The sequence below is a fragment of the Streptomyces sp. NBC_00554 genome, from assembly GCF_041431135.1.
GTDB lineage: Bacteria > Actinomycetota > Actinomycetes > Streptomycetales > Streptomycetaceae > Streptomyces.
Window position 1 is genome coordinate 7,212,855 of record NZ_CP107799.1, and the last position, 18,755, is coordinate 7,231,609.

Below are 18,755 nucleotides of genomic sequence, written 5' to 3' on the forward strand. Positions count from 1 at the left end.
ATGGGGCGGGCGGTCAGTTGGCGGCCGGAGAGCCGAAGTAGCGGGAATTGGCGGCGGCGACGGCGTCCCAGTCGGCGTCGTGCGCGAAGCGGATGACGTCCCAGCGAGCATTGAACAAGCGGTCCTCGGCATCCTCGTCCCGGGAGCTGTCCTGCGCCTTGTCCGGGGAGTCCACGAAGACGGCCACGTTCACGCCGGGCAGGCGGTACACGTAGTCGGGGGTCGCCATCGCCTCGGTGAGGAACGAGCCCGGTTCATCCGGCAGCCGCAGGCCGCGCGCCTTTGCCCAGCCCAGGAAGTCGCCCTGAGCGGCCAGTTCGGCCGCCGATGTCTCGGCTACCGATGCCTCGACCGGTGTCGGCTCGGCGGGAGAGGAGGGGGAGGACTGGTCGAGCAGTCGCCGGTACTGCTCAGAACGCGACTCGCCGCGCGACTCCCGCCGGGCCGTCGCCGTCGCGAACCGCACCAGCAGGTCCCGCACCGAGTGGCGGTTGATGAGGGCGTGGTTGAGCTGGTTGCCGTACGTCAGCAGGCACTCGTAGCAGCCGAGCGCGCACGGCCGGTCCGGGTGCGGGCCGCCCTGGTCGGTGCCGTCCGCGTCGAAGTGGCAGATGTCCAGGGCGCGTACGGCAGCCTTCGCCAGGGCGTCGTCCTCCGCCTGGAGGCGGCGCAGCACACCCGCGCCGCCCTCGGCGGCCTCCGTGAACAGGATGCGGTTGCGGGGGCCGTCGTCCGGCGGCAGCAGCTCGCTGGACAGCTCGGCGTCCTCCAGCTCGAACGCGGCCTCGATGCCCCGTTCCAGGGCGTACATCAGGGAGAGCGCGACCGGCTCCGGCAGCGGCTCGTCGAGGGTGACGACGAGGATGTTGCGGCGGTCCTCCACGTACGGGATGACCCGCTTCTTGCGGCGCCGCTCGTTGCCGTCCGCGTCGACCACGGGCAGTTCGCTGGAGTCGCCGGACGCATCGGACGCGTCCTTGTCGTTCATCCAGCGGCCGTCCGCGAGATCCAGCCAGTACCCGGCCGGCTCGTCGTTCTTGGCGCGAACCCGGCCGATGTTGGTGATGCGGACGGTCGCCGAGTCGCCGTACGCCACGTCGGCGAGCGGCGCGCCCGAGGCGTCGGAGACCGACGCGTTCAGACGGCCCGAGCGGGTGCCGTGGTCCTGGAAGCGGTACGACGTCTCCAGCTTGTAGCCGGCGCGGCGCCGCTCCTCCTCGTCGGACGAGATCCGCTCACGGCGGGTGGTGTACACGGTGTGCAGGTGGAGCAGGCCGTATGTCGCCGAGCCCAGCGGTTCGTGGCACATGGCGCAGCGGTCCTCGAGCTGCTCCGGGTCGTGGTGGTAGCCGCACTGGGCGCAGCGGCGGGCTTCGCTGGTCGCCAGTTCGCCCGAGGAGTCCGGCGGTAGCTGGATGCGGGTCACCTGGTAGCGGGCGCCCTCGTGGTAGATCAGCGCGCCGGGGCCGAACTCGCGGATCGCGAGGAAGCGCGGCCGCTGGAGGTAGTCGCCGTCCCCGCGGCGGCGGCCGATGGTCGGGATGTACGCGGCGAGCGGGAGGCGCGGGAAGCTGTAGCCGGGCAGGAAGCCCTCGGACGCCAGATAGCGGTACGGGTTGAAGTCGGAGAGGACCGATTTGCTGTCGGCGCTCTCGTTCATCAGCAGGTTCAGCTGTGTCTCGGCCTCACGGCGGCGGGCGTTGGCACGGATGCGGTCGCCCTCGGTGAGGCTGTAGTCGAGGCGGCGCCTGTTCTGGATGTACTGGTCGTCGAGCGCGGAGCGGAACAGCTGCCGCCAGCGGTCGAAGGCCCGGTCGAAGCGGGTCGCCACCGTCCGTACACGGTCCTGGATCCAGTCGTCGTGCCACCACGTGGTGTCGGCGAAATCGGGCAGGAGCGGGCCCAGGACGCGCAGGGCCGCGTCGACGGTGCGGCGCCGGGCGCTCTCGTCGAGGGAGGCCGCGAGGATGTCCGGCAGCAGCTCCAGCGCGGGGTTCGGGCGGTCACCCGTGTCCGGGTACGACACGTCGAGCACCTCGGGGACGGCACGGCCCAGCTTCAGGCCGGCCTCCGCGATCCAGATGCCCTGGAGGTGGGAGAGCACCAGGTCCTCGTTGGCGAGGTCCAGACGCGGCGGGGCGACAGCGCCCGCGACCATGCGCTCCGAGCGGCGGAAGTAGTACTGGTCGTGGCTGTTTCCCGTCGCGCAGTACGTGGTGACGAGGGCGGGCTGGCCGCTGCGGCCCGCGCGGCCCGAGCGCTGCGCATAGTTCGCGGGTGTGGGCGGTACGTTGCGCATCATCACCGCGTTGAGCTGGGAGATGTCGACGCCCAGCTCCATCGTCGGGGAGCAGTACAGCAGTTTCAACTCCGCCTTGCGGAAGGCCTCTTCGCGCTGCTCCCGCTCCTGGGGCGAGACCTGCGCGGTGTGCTCGCGCGCGAACAAGCCGGACAGGGTGCCTGCCGTGTCCTTGTACAGGTCGCGGAAGAAGGTGTTGACGCGCGGGCCGTCGCCGCTCTGGTAGGTGCGGGTCAAGGGGTCGTGCGTGCCCCGCTCGCCCCGGCCCGCACGCCACACGAGGGACTGGGCGGCCACACGGTAGCCGGTCGAGGTCGGGGCGGAGGACCTGCGGTAGCGGCCCGCGCGCTGCGGGGCCTCCGTCACCTCCTTCACCAGACCGGCCTTGGCCAGAACCTTCAGCAACTCCTCGATGACCATCTGGAGATCGGCCGGATCGAGCGTCTTGAACGACGTGTCCGCACGGCGCAGGTACTTGCCGAACTTGCCGCGCGCCGACAGGAACAGAGCCGAGCGGTCCATGCCCGGGCGGGACGGGTGCGGATAGGCCGTGCCGACCTTCGGCTTGTCGGCGGCGGACAGCACCCACGGGTCGATCAGCCGCTCCTCGCTCGCCCGCTGGAGCGAGTCGAAGTCGTCACGGAAGTACGAGACGTCGATGGCGAGGGAGCGGCGCATCTCGTTGAGCAGCGCCTTCATAACCTCGGCCCGCAGTGCCGGGTCGGCGTCGCGCAGCGCCTCGTGCGTGCCCGCCCACCGGTCCTGCTTGGCCGCCACCCACTCCAGGTCCTCGTAGCCGATCTCCAGCAGGCCGGTCTGCTCCAGGTTCGGCATGGTGATACGCCAGCCGCGCTCGAGATCCAGATAGAGCCGGAACGCGATCACGTCACGGAGGGTCTTGGCGGCGTTGCGGGCGAGGGAGGGCGGCAGATCGCTCTCGCCGGTGTAGTCGGCCGGCTCGATGGCGAGCGCGTTCGTCACCGACGAGGCCAGTTCCTCGTGGTGGACGCCGTCCTCGCCCGCGTCCAGAGCCGCCCGGTACAGGGCGCCGCGCAACTGCGTGATCTGTACGAAGTCGTTGAAGTGACCCGCCTGGAGGGACGCGTCCTGCCGGTTGTCGACGAACGTGAGGAGCTTGCGCGCCTCCTTGTCCAGGCTTTCCTCCGGCACCGACTTCAGCGAGCGCACCACCGACGCGGAGATCAGCGAGGTCGCGGAGGACCGGCCCTCCTGGTCGAGTGTCGCCAGCTTCGCGAAATCCCGCCCGCGCGTCTGCTCGTACGCGACCCCGCAGTGCAGACAGAAAAGGAAGGGGGAGGGGACGAACGCGGCCTGGAGTTCGCCGCTCCCTTCGCGGCCGCGCGGATCGACGGTGACGGCACGCGGCACCCGGTCGCGGTACGTCTTCTTCACGACCTCCTGGCCCTTGTCGTCCAACTCCAGCCAGGACTCGGGCAGTCGGCGGTCGTCCACGGCGTACTGGACATTGGACGGCCACGCCCGCTCGTGGTCGACATACAGATAGCCGTCGCCCTGCCGACCGCCCGTCGCGGAGGTGTCCCGGCGCGCCTCGTACCGGACCTCGCCGTCCTTCTCGGTGCGCCACACGGTCAGATACTCCTGACCGCACTCCCGGCAGAACGCCAGCGGCATCAGCAACTTGCCGTCGCTGCCCGGCTGTTCGAGCTGGTACGAGCGGGTGAGGTGGCGCGAGAGCTTGTCCTCCAGGGTGACGTACACGGTGTCGCCCTTGGAGAGGAACTGGTGCAGCCGGAACGCGAACAGCGGCCGTTCGGTCACCGGGTGCAGCGCCTGCGAGCCGGCCTCCAGAGTGGCGCGGATCGCGGCGACACATTGCTCCTCGGCGACCCCGGACTCCTCGTGCAGCTCCTTCGCCGCGACCTCGATCTTCGTGGGCTGCTGGCGGATCAGCTGCCCGGTGTCCTCGTCGGTGGCCAGGCCGAAGCGGGTCTCGATCCAGCGGGCCAGCGGGTCGCGTACGAGATCGTCGTACGCGCGCGGCGCGGCGGGGGAGTTGAGTCGCTCGGCGGGAACGGTGTCGGGTGTTTCGTGGGTCGCGCGGACCAGGGTCTCGCCGATGACCCGCTCCGGGCGTACCGGCGTACCGAACAGGGTGCTGGCCACTCCGGCGACGACCTTCTTCTGGTCGTCGAGCGTGCCCTCGGTCGACATGGTGGCCGATGTGCCGATGCACTGCAGTTCCTGGGCCTGACAGGCCTCGCGGACGCGGCGGATCAGCAGGGCGACGTCGGCGCCCTGCCGGCCACGGTAGGTGTGCAACTCGTCGAAGACCAGGAACTCCAGGCCCCGCGCCATCTTGATGAGGCTCGCCCGGTCGGCCGGGCGGGTCAGCATCAGTTCCAGCATCACGTAGTTGGTGAGCAGGATGTCCGGCGGGTTGTCGCGGATCTCCTTGCGCTTCTCGTCGTCCTCCTGGCCCGTGTACCGGGCGAAGGTGACCGGTTCGCGGCCCGCGCCGTAGCCGTCGCGCAGATACTTCTCCAGCTCCTTGAGCTGGCTGTTGGCGAGCGCGTTCATCGGATAGACGATGATCGCTCGCACCCGCTTGGGAGCGTTCGGTCCCTCGGTGTCCCGCTGATGGAGCACCTTGTTCACGATCGGGACGATGTACGCGAGCGACTTGCCGGACCCGGTGCCCGTCGTGAGGACGTACGACGCACCCGACGCGGCGGCGTCGATGGCCTCGCGCTGGTGCTGGTGGAGTGTCAGCGGGCGGCCGTCGGGGACCGTGCCGCCCTCGGTCTTCTTCGCCTGGAAGATACGGGCGCACTCGCCGTGCAGGACCTTCTGCCCGGCGAGCTCGACCACCGTGCCGCCGCTCTGGAAGAACGGGTTCAGCGACAGCCACGGGTCGGGCCACTGCGACTTGCTGTTGAGGTCGTCCTCGACGAACGCCGCGATGCGGTCGTCACGGATGACGGTGCCGCCCTCGGTGAAGGAGCGGTAGTCCCTGATGAGCGTGCGGTGGACGCCGAAGACATCCATGCCGGCGCCGGAAGCGGTGACGGCCGCTGGCTTCGGAGCGGGTGCCGGGCGCTCGGGCGCCTGCGTGGCCGCCGAGGTGCGCAGGGGGAGGACCGGGTCCAGGGCGGCCCAGTGCGGCAGTCGCGAGGCTTCTTCACCGGCGAGGGCGAGCGGCAGCAGCGCGTCACGGACCGCCACTGCGTCCGCGGGGCGGTCCGCCGGGTCCTTGGCCAGCAGGCGGTGAACGAGGCGGGCGAACTCGACGGGGATCTCACTGCGGATCGCGGCGACGGGTGTCGGGTCCTCGCCGGTGTGCTTGCTCGCGAGGTCGTACGGGGACTCGCTGGTGAACGGCGGTACCCCGACCAGCATTTCGTACAGCACACAGCCCAGCGCGTAGAGATCGGCGGCCTGCGTCACCTGCTTGGCCTTGAACTGCTCGGGAGCCATGTAGCGGGCGGTTCCGACGCTGACGCCCGTGCTGGTCAGCCGGGCCTCGTCCGGGTCGTCGACGATGCGGCCCATGCCGAAGTCGAGGACCTTGACCGTCCCACCCTGGGTGAGCATGACGTTGGCGGGCTTCAGGTCGCGGTGCACGATGCCCGCGGTGTGGGCGGCGGAGAGGCCGTCGGCGATCTGGGCGCCGATCGCGGCTGCCCAGGCGAGGGGGAGCTGTGGCTCCTCCTCGATCAGGTCGCGCAGTGTCTCCCCGTCCAGGAGCTCCATGGCGAGATAAGGGAGATCGCCGCTGTCCGCGGCGATGCCGCCCGCGATCAGCCGTGTGAGGTTCCGGTGGCGCAGCCGGCGCATGATCCGAACCTCGCGATCGAAGCGCTGCACGGCCTTGGGGTCGCCGCCGGTATCGATCTGGACGCCGGTGCGGCGGCGCAGGATGGTCTTGACGGCGACTGTGCGCTCGGGGGATCCCTCGGCGGCCTGCAGGTCCTCGGCCCGGTGGACCTCCCCCATGTTGCCCTTGCCGATGACGTGCCCGATACGGAATCTGCCGTCGACCAGCTCGTGGCTCACTGCCGTTCCTCGCCTTCTGCCCGCGGTTCCATGGCGGAACGCGCCCCCTGACCTGCTGCCGCACGGTCCATCGTGTCAGAGCGGAGAGTGCGGCATCCGTTACTGTACACGAAGGGAACTTTTTTCATGTTTCTTCAGTCTGTTGACGTCGTCAACGCGCTACCTCTAGTGTCACGTGTGAGATGAGCCTGGGGGGCGGAATGGGAGCTCAATCCGTGGGTGGGGCGGGCGTGTCCGGCGTGAAGGCCACCTTGGTCGAGCTGCTGATGCAGCTTCGGAGCGCCGCGGTGAACGGCGCTGTGCCGGAACACGTCTTCACGGAGAGCGTGCGCACGCTGGAACTCGGCGACGCCGAGCGGGAGCGGTTGCGGGACGAACTGGCCCGATTGGGGCTGCCCGTACAGAGGGTCCACGTGCACATAGACGCGGACAGTGCGGGCGTGGAAAAGGTTGCACGGATCCGTGAAGAAAATGTGTTCCCTCGTGTTCATGCGGTGAGAGCGCTGCTGTCGCGCTACGCCGACGCCGATGGGTACGTGACCGCACAGGCCGTGGACGGCGTGGCTCGGCTGGCCGGACTCAACGCCAAGGAAACGGTGGCGCTGCACTCCGGGGCTCGGCTGCGGGAGACCGCCGTGGCGGAGGAGCAGCCGGAAGGGCCGGAACCGTCGGAGGACCCCGAGCCACCGGATCCCGCGGTGCCGGAGATCCTGCAGGAAACGGGAGACCTTGCTGCTGCCGTGGCCGCCGCGCTGGTCGTGCTGGACGAGGATCGTTTCCGTCCGCGGCCCGAGAATCGTCTCCTGAGTGCCGAGGCGGAGGTGGGTCTCGCCGTACTCGTGCGGGGCGGCCCGAGTCACGTCGCACGCGAGCCGGAGAAGGCCGAGTTGAGCGGCCTGCCTCCCGATGACATCAGAGTCCGTGCGCGGGACTGTCTCGTCCTGCACAATCAGCGGCTCGCGCACTCGATCCTGCGTGGCTACCTGGAGCAAGGGCTGGAGTACGACGACTTGTTCCAGCACGGTGTGCTGGGCCTGATGACGGCAGCCCGGAAGTTCGATCCGGCCAAGGGGTACAAGTTCTCGACGTACGCGACATGGTGGGTGCGCCAGGCGATCACGCGGGCTGTTGCGGACGAGGGTGCCGTCATCCGGATCCCGGTCCATATGCATGAGCAGATCCGCAAGGTGGCGAAGGCGGAACGAACCCTGAACGGGCAGGGCAAGCCTGCGAGCGCCGCCGACGTGGCGGTGCTCTGCGACATCACCTTGGCGAAGGTCGAAGAGGCCCGGCGGCTGAGCCGGCGCACCGACTCCCTCGACCGTGTCGTGGGCGACGGGGTGACCCTCGGTGACTTCGTGGGGTGGAGACGCCCGTTGCCGTCGGTGGAGCGTGTGGTTCTGAGCGCGCTGGCCGTGGAGGAGGTCATGGCCGTCCTGGACACGTTCTCCGGACGCGACCACCGCATTCTCGTACGACGCCTGGGGCTGGACGGGGACGAGCCGTCGACGTTGGACGAGCTGGGCCGGGAGTTCGGGGTGACCCGGGAGCGCATCAGACAGATCGAGGTCAAGCTCCGTCCGGTGCTGAAGGAGAGGCTCCGTGGAACCGACGGAGCGCGACGGGGTGAGGGGGCGGGAGTGGAGGGCCACCGGGGCGGAGCCGGAGATGATGCCAGGGCTCGACGCCGGGTCAAGATAAGGGAGTTGGTGCGTGCAGGCGAGGAGCCGGAGGAAGCGGGGACTGTTGCCGATGCCGACCGTCCCGTCCTGGAATCCGTAACTGCGTTCGTGGAGAGTTCTCCACCGGCCGCCGCGCCCGCGCCGGACTCTGTGCCCGCGGCGCTCTCGTCGGCGACTGCCGTAGCGGAGCCGGATTCCGTGCCCGCGGTGGACGCGGAGAGCCCGTCGCCGGGTGCTGGGGCGGAGGTCTGCGCCGCGGAGCAGTACACCTGCGACTGGGACGAGGCCCGGCGGATGGCAGAGGAGGGCCCCGCCGATGACGTGATCTGGCTCGCGAAGTACGCGCTGCTGGCCGTGGGACACCTGCAACTCGCGGTGCTGCTCGGGCAGTCCGCGACCGATGCCGTGATGCGTGCCGTCCAGGGTACGGAAACGTTCGACCGTCCGGTTGTGGCGTCGCTGGAGGTATTGCGGCGCGTGTTCGACGCGCTGGGGGAGTCCGGACATCGGCCCGAGGACTTCTTCGAGCGGCCGGCCGAGGCGCTGGTCGGCACCACACCCCGCGCCTATCTGGCCAGCAAGCCCTTGGTGCATGGCGAGTCACGCCTCGCCGTGCGTGACGCGCTGCGGGAGTTCATCGCCGAGCCACCTCGTAAGTCTGGCCGGGCCGAGAACACCGAGCACGCTGTGGAGACGGAGCACGCGGAGGAAACGGACCGGGAAGAGGTCGACACCGAAGCGCGCCCGGCCGAAGTCCGGCTCGCGCATGAGGCGTACGTCGAGCAGTTGCGCCAGGAACACCGGCAACAACTCGACGAAGAGCGCGGGGCCGCCACTGCACGGCTCGCCGCCGCCCGCGCGGACACCGAGAGTGAGCTGGACGCCCTGGAAGAGGCGTTGCTGCTCCGAATGGACCGGACCCTGTTCCACCGTGAACAGTCAGTTCGCGCCCAGGCCGAGGAGCGGATCGCACGTCTGAAGGTCGAGCACCACGAGGCGCACCGGGCAGCCGCGCAACGGGCCGAAGAGGTGGAAGCGGCTGCCAGGCGGTATCGCGAGAACGCCGAAGCGCGTATCGCCGACCTCGAAGCCCGGCTGGCAAAGTCCGAGGCGACGCTTGTCGAGCGGGGCCAGGAGGTTCGGACGGCCCGCCAGCAAGTGCAGGCCGCCGAGCAGCGTGCCACGCAGCGCATCGCCCAGACCGAGCGCGACGCCTGGGCCCGCATCACCGAACTGCAGGAACAGCTTGCCGCGGAGCGGGGAATCGCGAGCGGCCCCACTTGGCTCCGGGATCACCGACGCCAGGCCTGATCCGCACGTCGCTCAGCTCCCCGCGTACTCCTGAAGGAACACCATGGACGCCAGACAGGAACTCGTCGCCTACCTGCACCGGCAGCTCGTCGGTCCGGCCCAAGGAGAGCGCGAGACGCTCGATGCCCCGCCCGACCGGCAGTACCTCATGGGCACGCTGTACCCCCAAGAGGCCGATTTGCAAAGGCAGTTGGACCTTGCCGTAGAAGAACTGGAGGGTGCCGGCACGGAGGGTGCGGCCGAGGACACCGCCCCCGCAAGTGATCCCGTGCCCGAGTCCAACGCCTGGCTGCCCTCGTCGCTCGGCTTCAGTTTCTACACCGACGCCACCACCGTCGAGATCACCTGCACCGGTGCCCGCTACCAGACCCACGCCGCTACGGGTGAACGCGGCCGGCGCTGGGAACGCGTCCCGCTGCCCGCAGAGACCCACACGCTCGGCCCGGACCGTGACCACGTAGCTGTCCTTGACGGTCGCGCCGAACTCCGGGTCAGACGACGCGCGTTCGGCACCGGACACCTGGTCACCGTCGCCCTGGTCAACATCGCCCGCCATGAACAGGCCCTCGGGAAGGCCGCTCAGTGGGACCGGATGCTCTTCCAGGTGGGCCTCGAAGCGCGGCCTGTGGGCGGCGGGATTCGCCAGTACCCGAGCGTCCGACTGGCCAGCCGCGACCTGGAGGAACAGGAGCTGCGCCTGCAGTACGAGCACGTGCGGACCCACGCGGTCGGCCATGGCTGCGCGGTGGCCGAGCACTACGACGAGAAAGCGCGCCGGGTGACCGCTCTCAGCGCGGCCGTCATGCCGGAGGCCGAGGCCAGTGGCATCCGGGCCGCAGGCCTGACCGGAACTCCCGTACTCGACGTGCTGCACCTCGCCGACCCCGAGGTCTCTGCCGACCAACTGCGCGAGGAACTGGCAGAGTTCATCGCCGACTACCGTGCCTGGTACGTGGGGCAGCTGAATCAGGACGTCCCCGACTGGGGCCGTGACGCCGCCGACCGCATCCTCCGGCGTATCCGTGACACCGTCACTCGGATCGAATCCGGTGTGCGCACTCTCTGCGACCCAAGCCGCCCCGAACTGCTGCACGCCTTCCGCGCCGCCAACCGTGCCATGGCTCTGCAGATGCGCCACTCCGCCCCCGACCTGGCGGGCACCCGCCGACCTCGCCACGCCGCCGTGCCCCTTGATCCGGAGCCGGACCCGGCCGCCGCCTGGCGCCCCTTCCAGTTGGCGTTCTTCCTGCTCGCCCTGGACGGAGTGGCCGATCCCCGGCACGCGGACCGTGCCACCACGGATCTGATCTGGTTCCCGACCGGTGGCGGCAAGACGGAGGCGTATCTGCTGCTCGCCGCCTTCGAGATGGTGCTGCGCAGGCGCGAACCCGACGGCGGTGGTACCGCAGTCCTGAGCCGCTACACCCTCAGTCTGCTGACGACCCAGCAGTTCCAGCGCGCGGCCACCACTGTCTGCGCCCTGGAGACCCTGCGCCGCGCCGACCCGGTCACGTACGGACAAGAGCCCTTCTCGATCGGCCTGTGGGTGGGCGAGACGACCACGCCGAACACCTACGAGAAGGCTCGTGCGGCCTTCGATGACGTACGTGCCGCCGCCCGGCCGGACGACGTCTTCATCCTCGACCGCTGCCCGTGGTGCGGTACCCGAATCCTGCCCGCCCACAAGTCGCCGGACATCGGGGACTACGGAGTACGCGCCGCCGCGGACTCGTTCGCCTTCTTCTGCCCACGTGACGAGTGCGCCTTCCACGACGAACTGCCGGTCGCCGTCGTGGACGAGCAGCTCTACGACCGGCCGCCCACCTTCGTCCTCGGTACGGTGGACAAGTTCGCCCGCCTGGCCTGGGAGCCCCGCGCGGGACGGCTGTTCGGTGCGCGGCGCGGAAATCGGCCGCCCTCGCTCGTCATCCAGGACGAGCTGCACCTGCTCACAGGCCCGCTCGGTACCACCGTGGGCCTGTACGAGGCGGCCGTCCTCGGCCTGTGCACCGCACCTGACGGCACCGGCCCCAAGGTCGTGGCGTCCACGGCGACCATTCGCCGCTCCGGTGAGCAGGTCCGGGCCCTGTACGGCGGCGGAGTCCAGCTCTTCCCGCCCGCCGGGCTCGACGCCCGCCACTCGTACTTCGCGGAACCCGACACCTCCCGTCCCGGACGCCGCTACCTCGGCGTCATGGCCCAGGGACACACAGCGGGCCGCGCCGCCGTGGCCACCGCAGCCGCCATGCTCCAAGGAGCGTGGGAGCTGCCGGAGGAACACCGGGACGCCTACTGGACACTGGTCGCCTACCACCACAGCCTGCGCGAGCTCGGCCGCACCGTCACCGCCGCGGCCGACGACATCCCCGCGCAGCTTGCCGGGCTCGAATCAGGCGTGGGAACAAGAGAACTGGCGGACCGTCAGGTTCAGGAGCTGACCAGTAATCTGCCACGCGCGGAGCAGCCCGTCCTGCTCGACCGTCTGGAGAAGCGGTGGGACGAAAAGGAGTCGGTCTCCTTCTTGCCCTGCACCAACATGCTCTCCGTCGGCGTCGACGTGAAGCGACTCGCCCTGATGCTCATGCAGGGACAGCCCAAGACGACCGCCGAATACATCCAGGCCACCAGCCGCGTCGGCCGGCACTCCGTACCGGGCCTCGTCGTCACGTTCTTCAACGCCACCCGCCCACGGGACCGTTCGCACTACGAGACCTTCGACGTCTATCACCGTTCCCTCTACCGGCATGTCGAACCAACCAGCGTCACCCCCTGGTCCATGCCCTCCCGGACCCGCGCCCTGCACGCCGCGCTCGTCATCCTCGTACGGCACCGGCTCGGCCTCGCCGCGGAGAACCAGGCGGGACACTTGACCGACCGCATTGCCGAAGTAGAGGCAGTGGCAGAGGAGTTGGCGGCCCGCGCCGAAGCATGCGAACCGTCCTCTGGCGACGCAGTGAGAAAGGAACTGGCGGACCTCATCGCCGTCTGGGAGGACGCCGCACGCGCAGCCCGCAAGGACGGCCGGGAGCTGTACTACCGCAGCCAGGGCAAAGGGCAGTCCAACCTCATCAAGAGCTTCGAACAGCGATACGGACTGTGGGAGACGCCGAACTCCATGCGCAATGTCGACCGGGAGTGCCAGGTGATGGTGAAGGGAGCCGACCTGTGAGCCGCAAGCTGCGGGTACGCCAGTCGCAGACGGTGGTGCCCTTCGGGGTCGGAGCCGTCTTCGACATCCAGGGAGAGTCGTTCGTCGCCACCGGCATCGGTGACTGGCCGGGAAAGGGCCGACAGAAGGTGGAGTCTCCCCGGCTGGCCTCCCGGCTCGGGGTGACGGGCTTCTACGCCGCTCCCGCGACGGCCAACGACCGCTACGACACTCCGGACGCGCCCGGTGCGCCGTACATTCGTTTCCCGTCCTGGCTGTTCTGCGGTGCGTGCCGGCGCATGAAGCGCTGGCGCATCGCCGACGAGAAGCCCGGACAGCCGCCGCGCTGCCCCTCCTGCTCGCCGGGCCGGATGCTCGCACCCATGCGGTTCGTGCAGATCTGCGCGGCCGGGCATCTCAGTGACATCGACTGGTGGTTCTGGGCCCATTCGAGGCGTGAGGCCGGCGAGCGACGTCAGTGCGGCGAACGCGAGAAGCTCCGCTTCCTCGTCTCCGAGCGCGCCTCAGGACTCGAGGCGCTCTCTGTCACCTGCACCGCGAAGGGCTGCGGCGCTGCCCGCGATCTGCTCGACATCCTCGGCACGCACGGCATGCGCTGCTCGGGACGCAATCCCTGGCAGAGGAGGAGCGAAGCCACTGAATGCGTCAAGCCGGTACAGGTGGTCCAGAGAACGGCAGGAAACCTGTACTACCCGGTGACGCACTCGGCTCTCGACATTCCCGAGACGGACGTACGCGCTCATGACGACGATGCGCTGGCCGAACGTGTACGCCAGCATGATCTGTGGGTGCAGTTGTGCCGCGACGCCGGGAAGCCGCGCGCGGCCATGTTCCGGGAGGTGATCCTGGAGGACACCGGTGCCGACGAGGACCTCCTGGACGCACTTCTCGGTGAGGAGACGGGACAACCTCCCGAGGCGTCCTCCGACGCGCCCGCCGCCCCGGCTCGACCCGATCTGAGCCGCGAGGAATGGGCCGCGTTCATGGCGCCCACTCCGCCGGCTACGCGTGACTTCGCGCTGCGCGAGACCACCCTCGGTCTCGCCGGCGAGACCGAGGACCCGTGGGCGGGACTGCGGCGCCGTTTCGGCCGGATCGTCCTCGCCGACCGGCTGCGCGAGGTACGCGCCCTGTCCGGCTTCACCCGGGTCTCACCGGACGCCGCAGCCGTCCCCGCCGACACCTCAAGGCGCCTGAAGTGGCTGCCGGCGGTGGAGGTCTTCGGAGAAGGGGTCTTCCTCACGCTGGACAGAGGCGAACTGGCCACCTGGGAAAGCGATATGAGAGTGCATCGGCGTGTCACCGGCATGCGTGCGGATCTCGACCGCTCCTTCCAGAAGGATCGCCTGGAGGCCCTCACCGGACCCGAACTCACCCCCCGGTTCGTCCTCCTGCACACCCTGGCGCATCTGCTGATCCGTCAGCTCTCCTTCGAGTCCGGATACACCACGGCGAGCCTGCGCGAACGGATCTACGCACGGCCCGAGCAGGACCAATACGGCATCCTCATCTACACCGCCGCCGGGGACGCCGAGGGCACTCTCGGAGGCCTCGTCCGGCAGGGTGAACCCCCGCGCCTGGCGGAGACCTTGCTACGGATGACGGAGGCAGCCGCCTGGTGCTCGGCCGACCCCCTCTGCGCCGAACACACCGGCCAGGGCTTTGGCAACCTCAACCGCGCCGCCTGTCATGCATGCGCCCTCCTTCCGGAGACCAGCTGCGAGGCCGGCAACGCCTTGCTCGACCGCGCCTTGGTCGTGGGTGGCGAACACGTGCCCGGCTACTTGGAAGCGATAGTCACCGCTGCCCGTGCCGCCGCGGTCACCGCTCTGGAGCAGTCATGACACTCACCTACCTCGGGCTTTCGCCGGAACAACGTGCCTGCCTCGACGATCTCCCCTTTGACGGCAACCATCTCGTCAGCGGCCCGCCCGGCAGCGGCAAGAGCATCCTGGCCGCCCAACGGGCCGTCATGCTCGCCCTCACGGGCACTCCGGTGACCTTGCTGACCCGCTCCAACCTTCTGCGACAGTCCCTGGCCGCGATGGTCCACGCAGTGGGCCCGGCGGACCGCAGCGTACGAGTGGCGACCGCGCACGCCTGGCTCACCGAGTGGTTCGGCGGGAAGGTCCCACGTACCGGCGACGGCTGGTACGACTGGGCGGCGTGCTACGAGCGCGCCGCGGAGACCGGCCCCGTACCCGGTCTCACCCTCGTCGTGGACGAAGGCCAAGACCTGCCGCCCGAGTTCTACCGCTTCTGCCGACTGCTCCAGGCCCGTACGACGGTGTACGCCGACGAGTGCCAGCGCCTGACCGACACCAACTCCACTCTCGCGGAGATCACCCAGCGCCTGGGTCGGTGCACGCGTCTCGAACTCGACGGGAATCACCGCAACACACGCCAGATCGCGGCGTTCGCCGCCCACTTCCATGCGGGGGCCGGAGTGCCTGCCCTCCCCGAACGCGAAGGGCCGCCTCCGCGACTGCACCGCCTGCCGCATCGCGGCGCCGCCGACCTGCTGATTCTCCTGGCGGAGAAGCATCCCCAGCAGAGCATCGGTGTGATCGTGAAGTCGACCGACACTCAATTCTCGCTGCTCGGCAGTCTGGAGCGCAGAGCACCACGGCTCAAGCCGCAGTTGTACACCTCCCGAGCCCGGGCCGCGCAAGGCCGCTACCGCACGCTGGACCTTGGCCGGCCCGGAATCGTGCTCGTCCACCGGGCGAGCGCCAAAGGGCTTGGATTCGACACCGTCGTCATCCCCGACACGCATACGGACGCGGCTGTCGATCCCACTTCGGCCACCCTGCGGATGGCGTACTACGTTCTGGCCACCCGCGCACGACGTGAACTCCATCTGGCCTACGAGGGGGACACTGAGCCACCTCTGTGTGCGCAAGTGGGGTCCGGCTACTTGCTGCGCGGCTGACGACAGCCCTGGATGAGTGTCGCCGGGGCCGCAACAGCCCGGTGTTGCTGTCCGGCGGATGTGGTCTCGTCTGCCGTCCCGCGCCGCGGAGGGTGAGCCGGCGGAGGCGGCCCCGCGCGTCCCAGCCCGAAGTCGGCCTCTGGATGCCCCAGAAGCCTGCGGTGCCGCTGTGCACGCAATGTGCACGGCCCTTCTTGGCCGCGCAGAACGTCTGTACCTCTCAGAGGCCGATTTCGCGAGCCGCGAACCTGTCCCCGGCGTCTACCCGACTCGTCTGCCGACAGGGCTCTGGTTTTATGGCCTGGTTGGGGCCCTCTTCCGTGTGAGGGAGACTTCCTGCTCCTGGCTGGGAGCTTCCGTTGGGCTCTGGGGCAAATCCGAGCGCGGTCCGTCAGTGGCGTCCGTGGGCATGAGTCTTCTCCTCGGCACCGGTGCGAGCCATTGTGGTCGCGTTCACAGCGGGGATGTAGCCGGCCACCGGTCCTCGACATCACCGTCCGACTCTTTGTCGGTTCTTGTGGATGAGCCTGACCGATCACCAGTCGCCGACGTCGAAGTTCGCGTCGATCGGCATGCCGTTGAACGCGAAGACGGCCACGAGGTAGTTCCTCAGCGCGACGAGCCGGTCTTACAGCTTCTCCGTCAGTTCCCAGGTCTCGACGGTCTCGGACCGGGACCTCGCAGCGGGCATCGCTGGTACTTGCTCGAAGAACCACCCCGGCTCCGGGTCGCCCACATGCAGGGACACGCTCGGGTCATCGTCCTCGTCGGCGAGACATTCGAGAAGTCCGCGCTGGGCCTGCCGTGGCGATGGTCGACGGGAATGCCGCCTCGGCGGTGGTGGCGTGGGTGGGCGTGGTGGTGGGCGGCGTACATCCGGAGGGTGAACGCGCACTTCATGCCGCTCAAGCCCTGGCCAGGAAGAACGCCCCGGCCGGGGCTCTCTGTGCGCGGTCGTCCCCGCCCCCCGTCCCCAACCCCCCACCCATTCCTGGGAGTTCCGAGGGAGTCTCATGTGCGGGGTGTGAATGGCGTGCTACGTAAGGTAAACATGCGTGGGATGGCTGAGAAACTTTTTCGAATTGACCACGAAATCTCCTCAAGCCGTCGGAGGATGTGTGACGGCAAGGGCGCGGGCTGACGGGCACGCGCTGCTGGCGGCCATGTTTGGTGTTTGCTTATTCGCTTTGGTGTGGGTGCGCAAGAAGGTTTTTTGCTGTCCTGGTGGGGGTTTTTCGCCATGCGGCAATTTACGTAATAAGCCCAGGGGGGCTCTCGTGTACGGGTTTTCGCGGAAGGCTGCCGTCTGCGCGGCGGCGTTGTTAGTCACGTTTCTGGCGCCTGTGACCGGGGCCAGAGCCGATGAGTTGGAACCGAGAATCGACCTCAGGGTGTTGGTGGTCGATGACGGTGGCGCGGCTACCGAGGCTGTTGCGGCTGAGCTCGAGGGAGCTGGGATGCCGTACACCGAGGTTGATTTGAATGATGCCGGGAGGCCGCAGATCGACGCGGGCTTTCTGAGTGACACCGTCGACGGGCGGCCGAGGGCGAAGTTCCAGGCCGTGGTGCTGCCGAACGACAACCCCTTCGGGGCGGGGTCGGGGGAGATGGCGGCGCTCACGGCGTACGAGCAGACGTATGGGATTCGGCAAGTCGACGCGTACACGTACGCCCAGCCGGCCGTGGGGCTCAACTGGGCGCAGGATCCTGGGTACATGGGGTCGCTGGACGGTACGACGGCGCAGGTGACCGCTGCCGGGCTGGCCGGGCCCTTCGGGTATCTCGACGGGGCGGTTCCCTTCGAGGACAACTCGGCCGAGGTGTCGGAGAGTTACGGGTTCCTGGCTGTGCCGCTCGCTCAGCAGGCGGAGGGGGCGGAGTTCACGACCTTCGTGGAGGCGCCGATTCCCGGTACCGCGGTGAGCGGATCGCTGATCGGGGAGTACGCGCACGACGGGCGCCGGGAACTGGTCGTGACCTTCGTCTACAACGAGGCCCAGCAGCAGTACCGGCTGCTCGCGCGCGGAATCGTGGAGTGGATGACGCAGGGCGTCCATCTGGGCGCCGACCGCAACTACTTCACGGTGCACGTCGATGATGTCTTCGGTGCCGATGACCGCTGGGACACCGAGCTGAACTGCACACCCGGAGACGTGGACTGCACCGGGGGTGAGGGGACCGAGGATCCGATCCGGATGACGGTCGCGGACGCCCAGTACGCCAAGCAGTGGTCGCAGGAGCACGGTCTGACGCTCGACTTCTTGTTCAACGGCGCGGGCAGCGAGACCTACAAGGACGAGAACAGTGGCGTGGACGCGCTCACCGATCAACTCGTCGCGGACAAGGACGCTTTCCGGTGGGTGAACCACACCTACGACCACCCGTTCCTGGGCTGCGTGCAGAACGTGACCGTTGTGCCGTGGGTGTGCTCCACCGACTCGGCCGGGAACGTGCAGTGGGTCAGCCAGGCGGAGATCACCGCTCAGATCGCGGACAACGTGAACTGGGCCGCAGGGAAGGGCCTGACCCTCGACAACACCGAGCTCGTCACGGGTGAGCACTCGGGCATGAGGGTGCTTCCGCAGCAGCCCGACGACAACCCGAACCTGGCGCCCGCGCTCGCCGCGACCGGAGTGACCTCGCTGGGCAGCGACAACTCGCGTGACCCGCAGCAGCGGCAGGTCGGCTCGGCGCTCACCGTGCCGCGCTTCCCGATGAACATCTTCTACAACGCGGGCAAGGCTTCGGAGATGGTGGACGAGTACAACTGGATCTACACCAGCGCCGCCGATGGCGGCAGCGGGATCTGCGACGGTTCCACGACGACCACCTGCCTGGACGCCCCGCTGGACACCGCGACGGGATACGCCTCGTACATCGTTCCGACCGAGAGCCGGATCGCGCTCGGCCACGCGCTGTCGAACAACCCGCGCCCGCACTACATCCACCAGTCGAATCTCGCCGAGGAGCGCATCGCCTACCCGGCCCTCGAGAAGGTCCTGAGCGACTACGCGAGCCTCTTCGCCGACAGCACCCCGCTGGTCAACCAGGGGCTGAAGGACACCAGCGTCGAGCTGCAGCGTCGGGCCGCCTGGGACGCCGCCGTCGACAGCGGTCAGGTCACCGTCTACCGGATCGGGAACACCGTCACCATCGACGCGCCCAGTGGGGTGCAGGCTCCGGCGACCATGCCCGCCGGGACGACCGGCTTTGGCAGCCCCTACGCGGGCCTGAGATCCGGATGGGTCGACAGCGGCTCGCTGGAGCCGGCAGAGGTAGGGGCAGTGGCAGCGGCCGGGTAGACGCCCGCCCGGCAACACCGGCCGC

General features: G+C 69.0%; 6 protein-coding genes. 5 read left to right on the top strand and 1 reads right to left on the bottom strand.

Annotated elements, in window-relative coordinates:
• Positions 1 to 13: 13 nt before the first annotated feature.
• The gene (locus OG266_RS31820; protein WP_371549877.1) at positions 14 to 6,334 is read right to left on the bottom strand and encodes a protein kinase; all 6,321 of its coding nucleotides are present in this window, start codon (positions 6,332 to 6,334) and stop codon (positions 14 to 16) included.
• A gap of 200 nt (positions 6,335 to 6,534) precedes the next feature.
• Here OG266_RS31820 and OG266_RS31825 point away from each other — a divergent pair, with 200 nt between their 5' ends.
• The 5 genes from OG266_RS31825 to OG266_RS31845 all read left to right on the top strand — a co-directional run bounded on the left by OG266_RS31825 (position 6,535) and on the right by OG266_RS31845 (position 18,730).
• Positions 6,535 to 9,327 carry a sigma-70 family RNA polymerase sigma factor gene (locus OG266_RS31825; RefSeq protein ID WP_371549879.1) on the top strand — a complete coding sequence of 931 codons (2,793 nt, stop codon included), beginning with the start codon at positions 6,535 to 6,537 and terminating at the stop codon, positions 9,325 to 9,327.
• A 43-nt stretch (positions 9,328 to 9,370) separates the two neighbouring features.
• On the top strand, positions 9,371 to 12,496 hold the full coding sequence (locus OG266_RS31830; protein ID WP_371549880.1) for a helicase-related protein: 3,126 nt from the start codon (positions 9,371 to 9,373) through the stop codon (positions 12,494 to 12,496).
• Positions 12,493 to 14,340, top strand: coding sequence for a DrmB family protein (gene drmB / locus OG266_RS31835; protein WP_371549882.1), 1,848 nt, complete (start codon positions 12,493 to 12,495; stop codon positions 14,338 to 14,340). The genes OG266_RS31830 and drmB overlap by 4 nt, the downstream gene beginning before the upstream one ends.
• Positions 14,337 to 15,428: a DNA helicase gene (locus tag OG266_RS31840; protein WP_371549884.1), complete on the top strand. Its 1,092-nt coding sequence runs from the start codon at positions 14,337 to 14,339 to the stop codon at positions 15,426 to 15,428. The genes drmB and OG266_RS31840 overlap by 4 nt, the downstream gene beginning before the upstream one ends.
• Before the next feature lie 1,457 nt (positions 15,429 to 16,885).
• Positions 16,886 to 18,730, top strand: coding sequence for a hypothetical protein (locus OG266_RS31845; protein WP_371549886.1), 1,845 nt, complete (start codon positions 16,886 to 16,888; stop codon positions 18,728 to 18,730).
• Positions 18,731 to 18,755: the final 25 nt, after the last annotated feature.

Bases quoted from the DNA above. Each gene is read 5' to 3' on its own strand.
- OG266_RS31840 (WP_371549884.1), top strand. From the start codon at position 14,337: ATGACACTCACCTACCTCGGGCTTTCGCCGGAACAACGTGCCTGCCTC.
- OG266_RS31825 (WP_371549879.1), top strand. From the start codon at position 6,535: ATGGGAGCTCAATCCGTGGGTGGGGCGGGCGTGTCCGGCGTGAAGGCC.
- OG266_RS31845 (WP_371549886.1), top strand. From the start codon at position 16,886: ATGCCGTACACCGAGGTTGATTTGAATGATGCCGGGAGGCCGCAGATC.
- OG266_RS31830 (WP_371549880.1), top strand. From the start codon at position 9,371: ATGGACGCCAGACAGGAACTCGTCGCCTACCTGCACCGGCAGCTCGTC.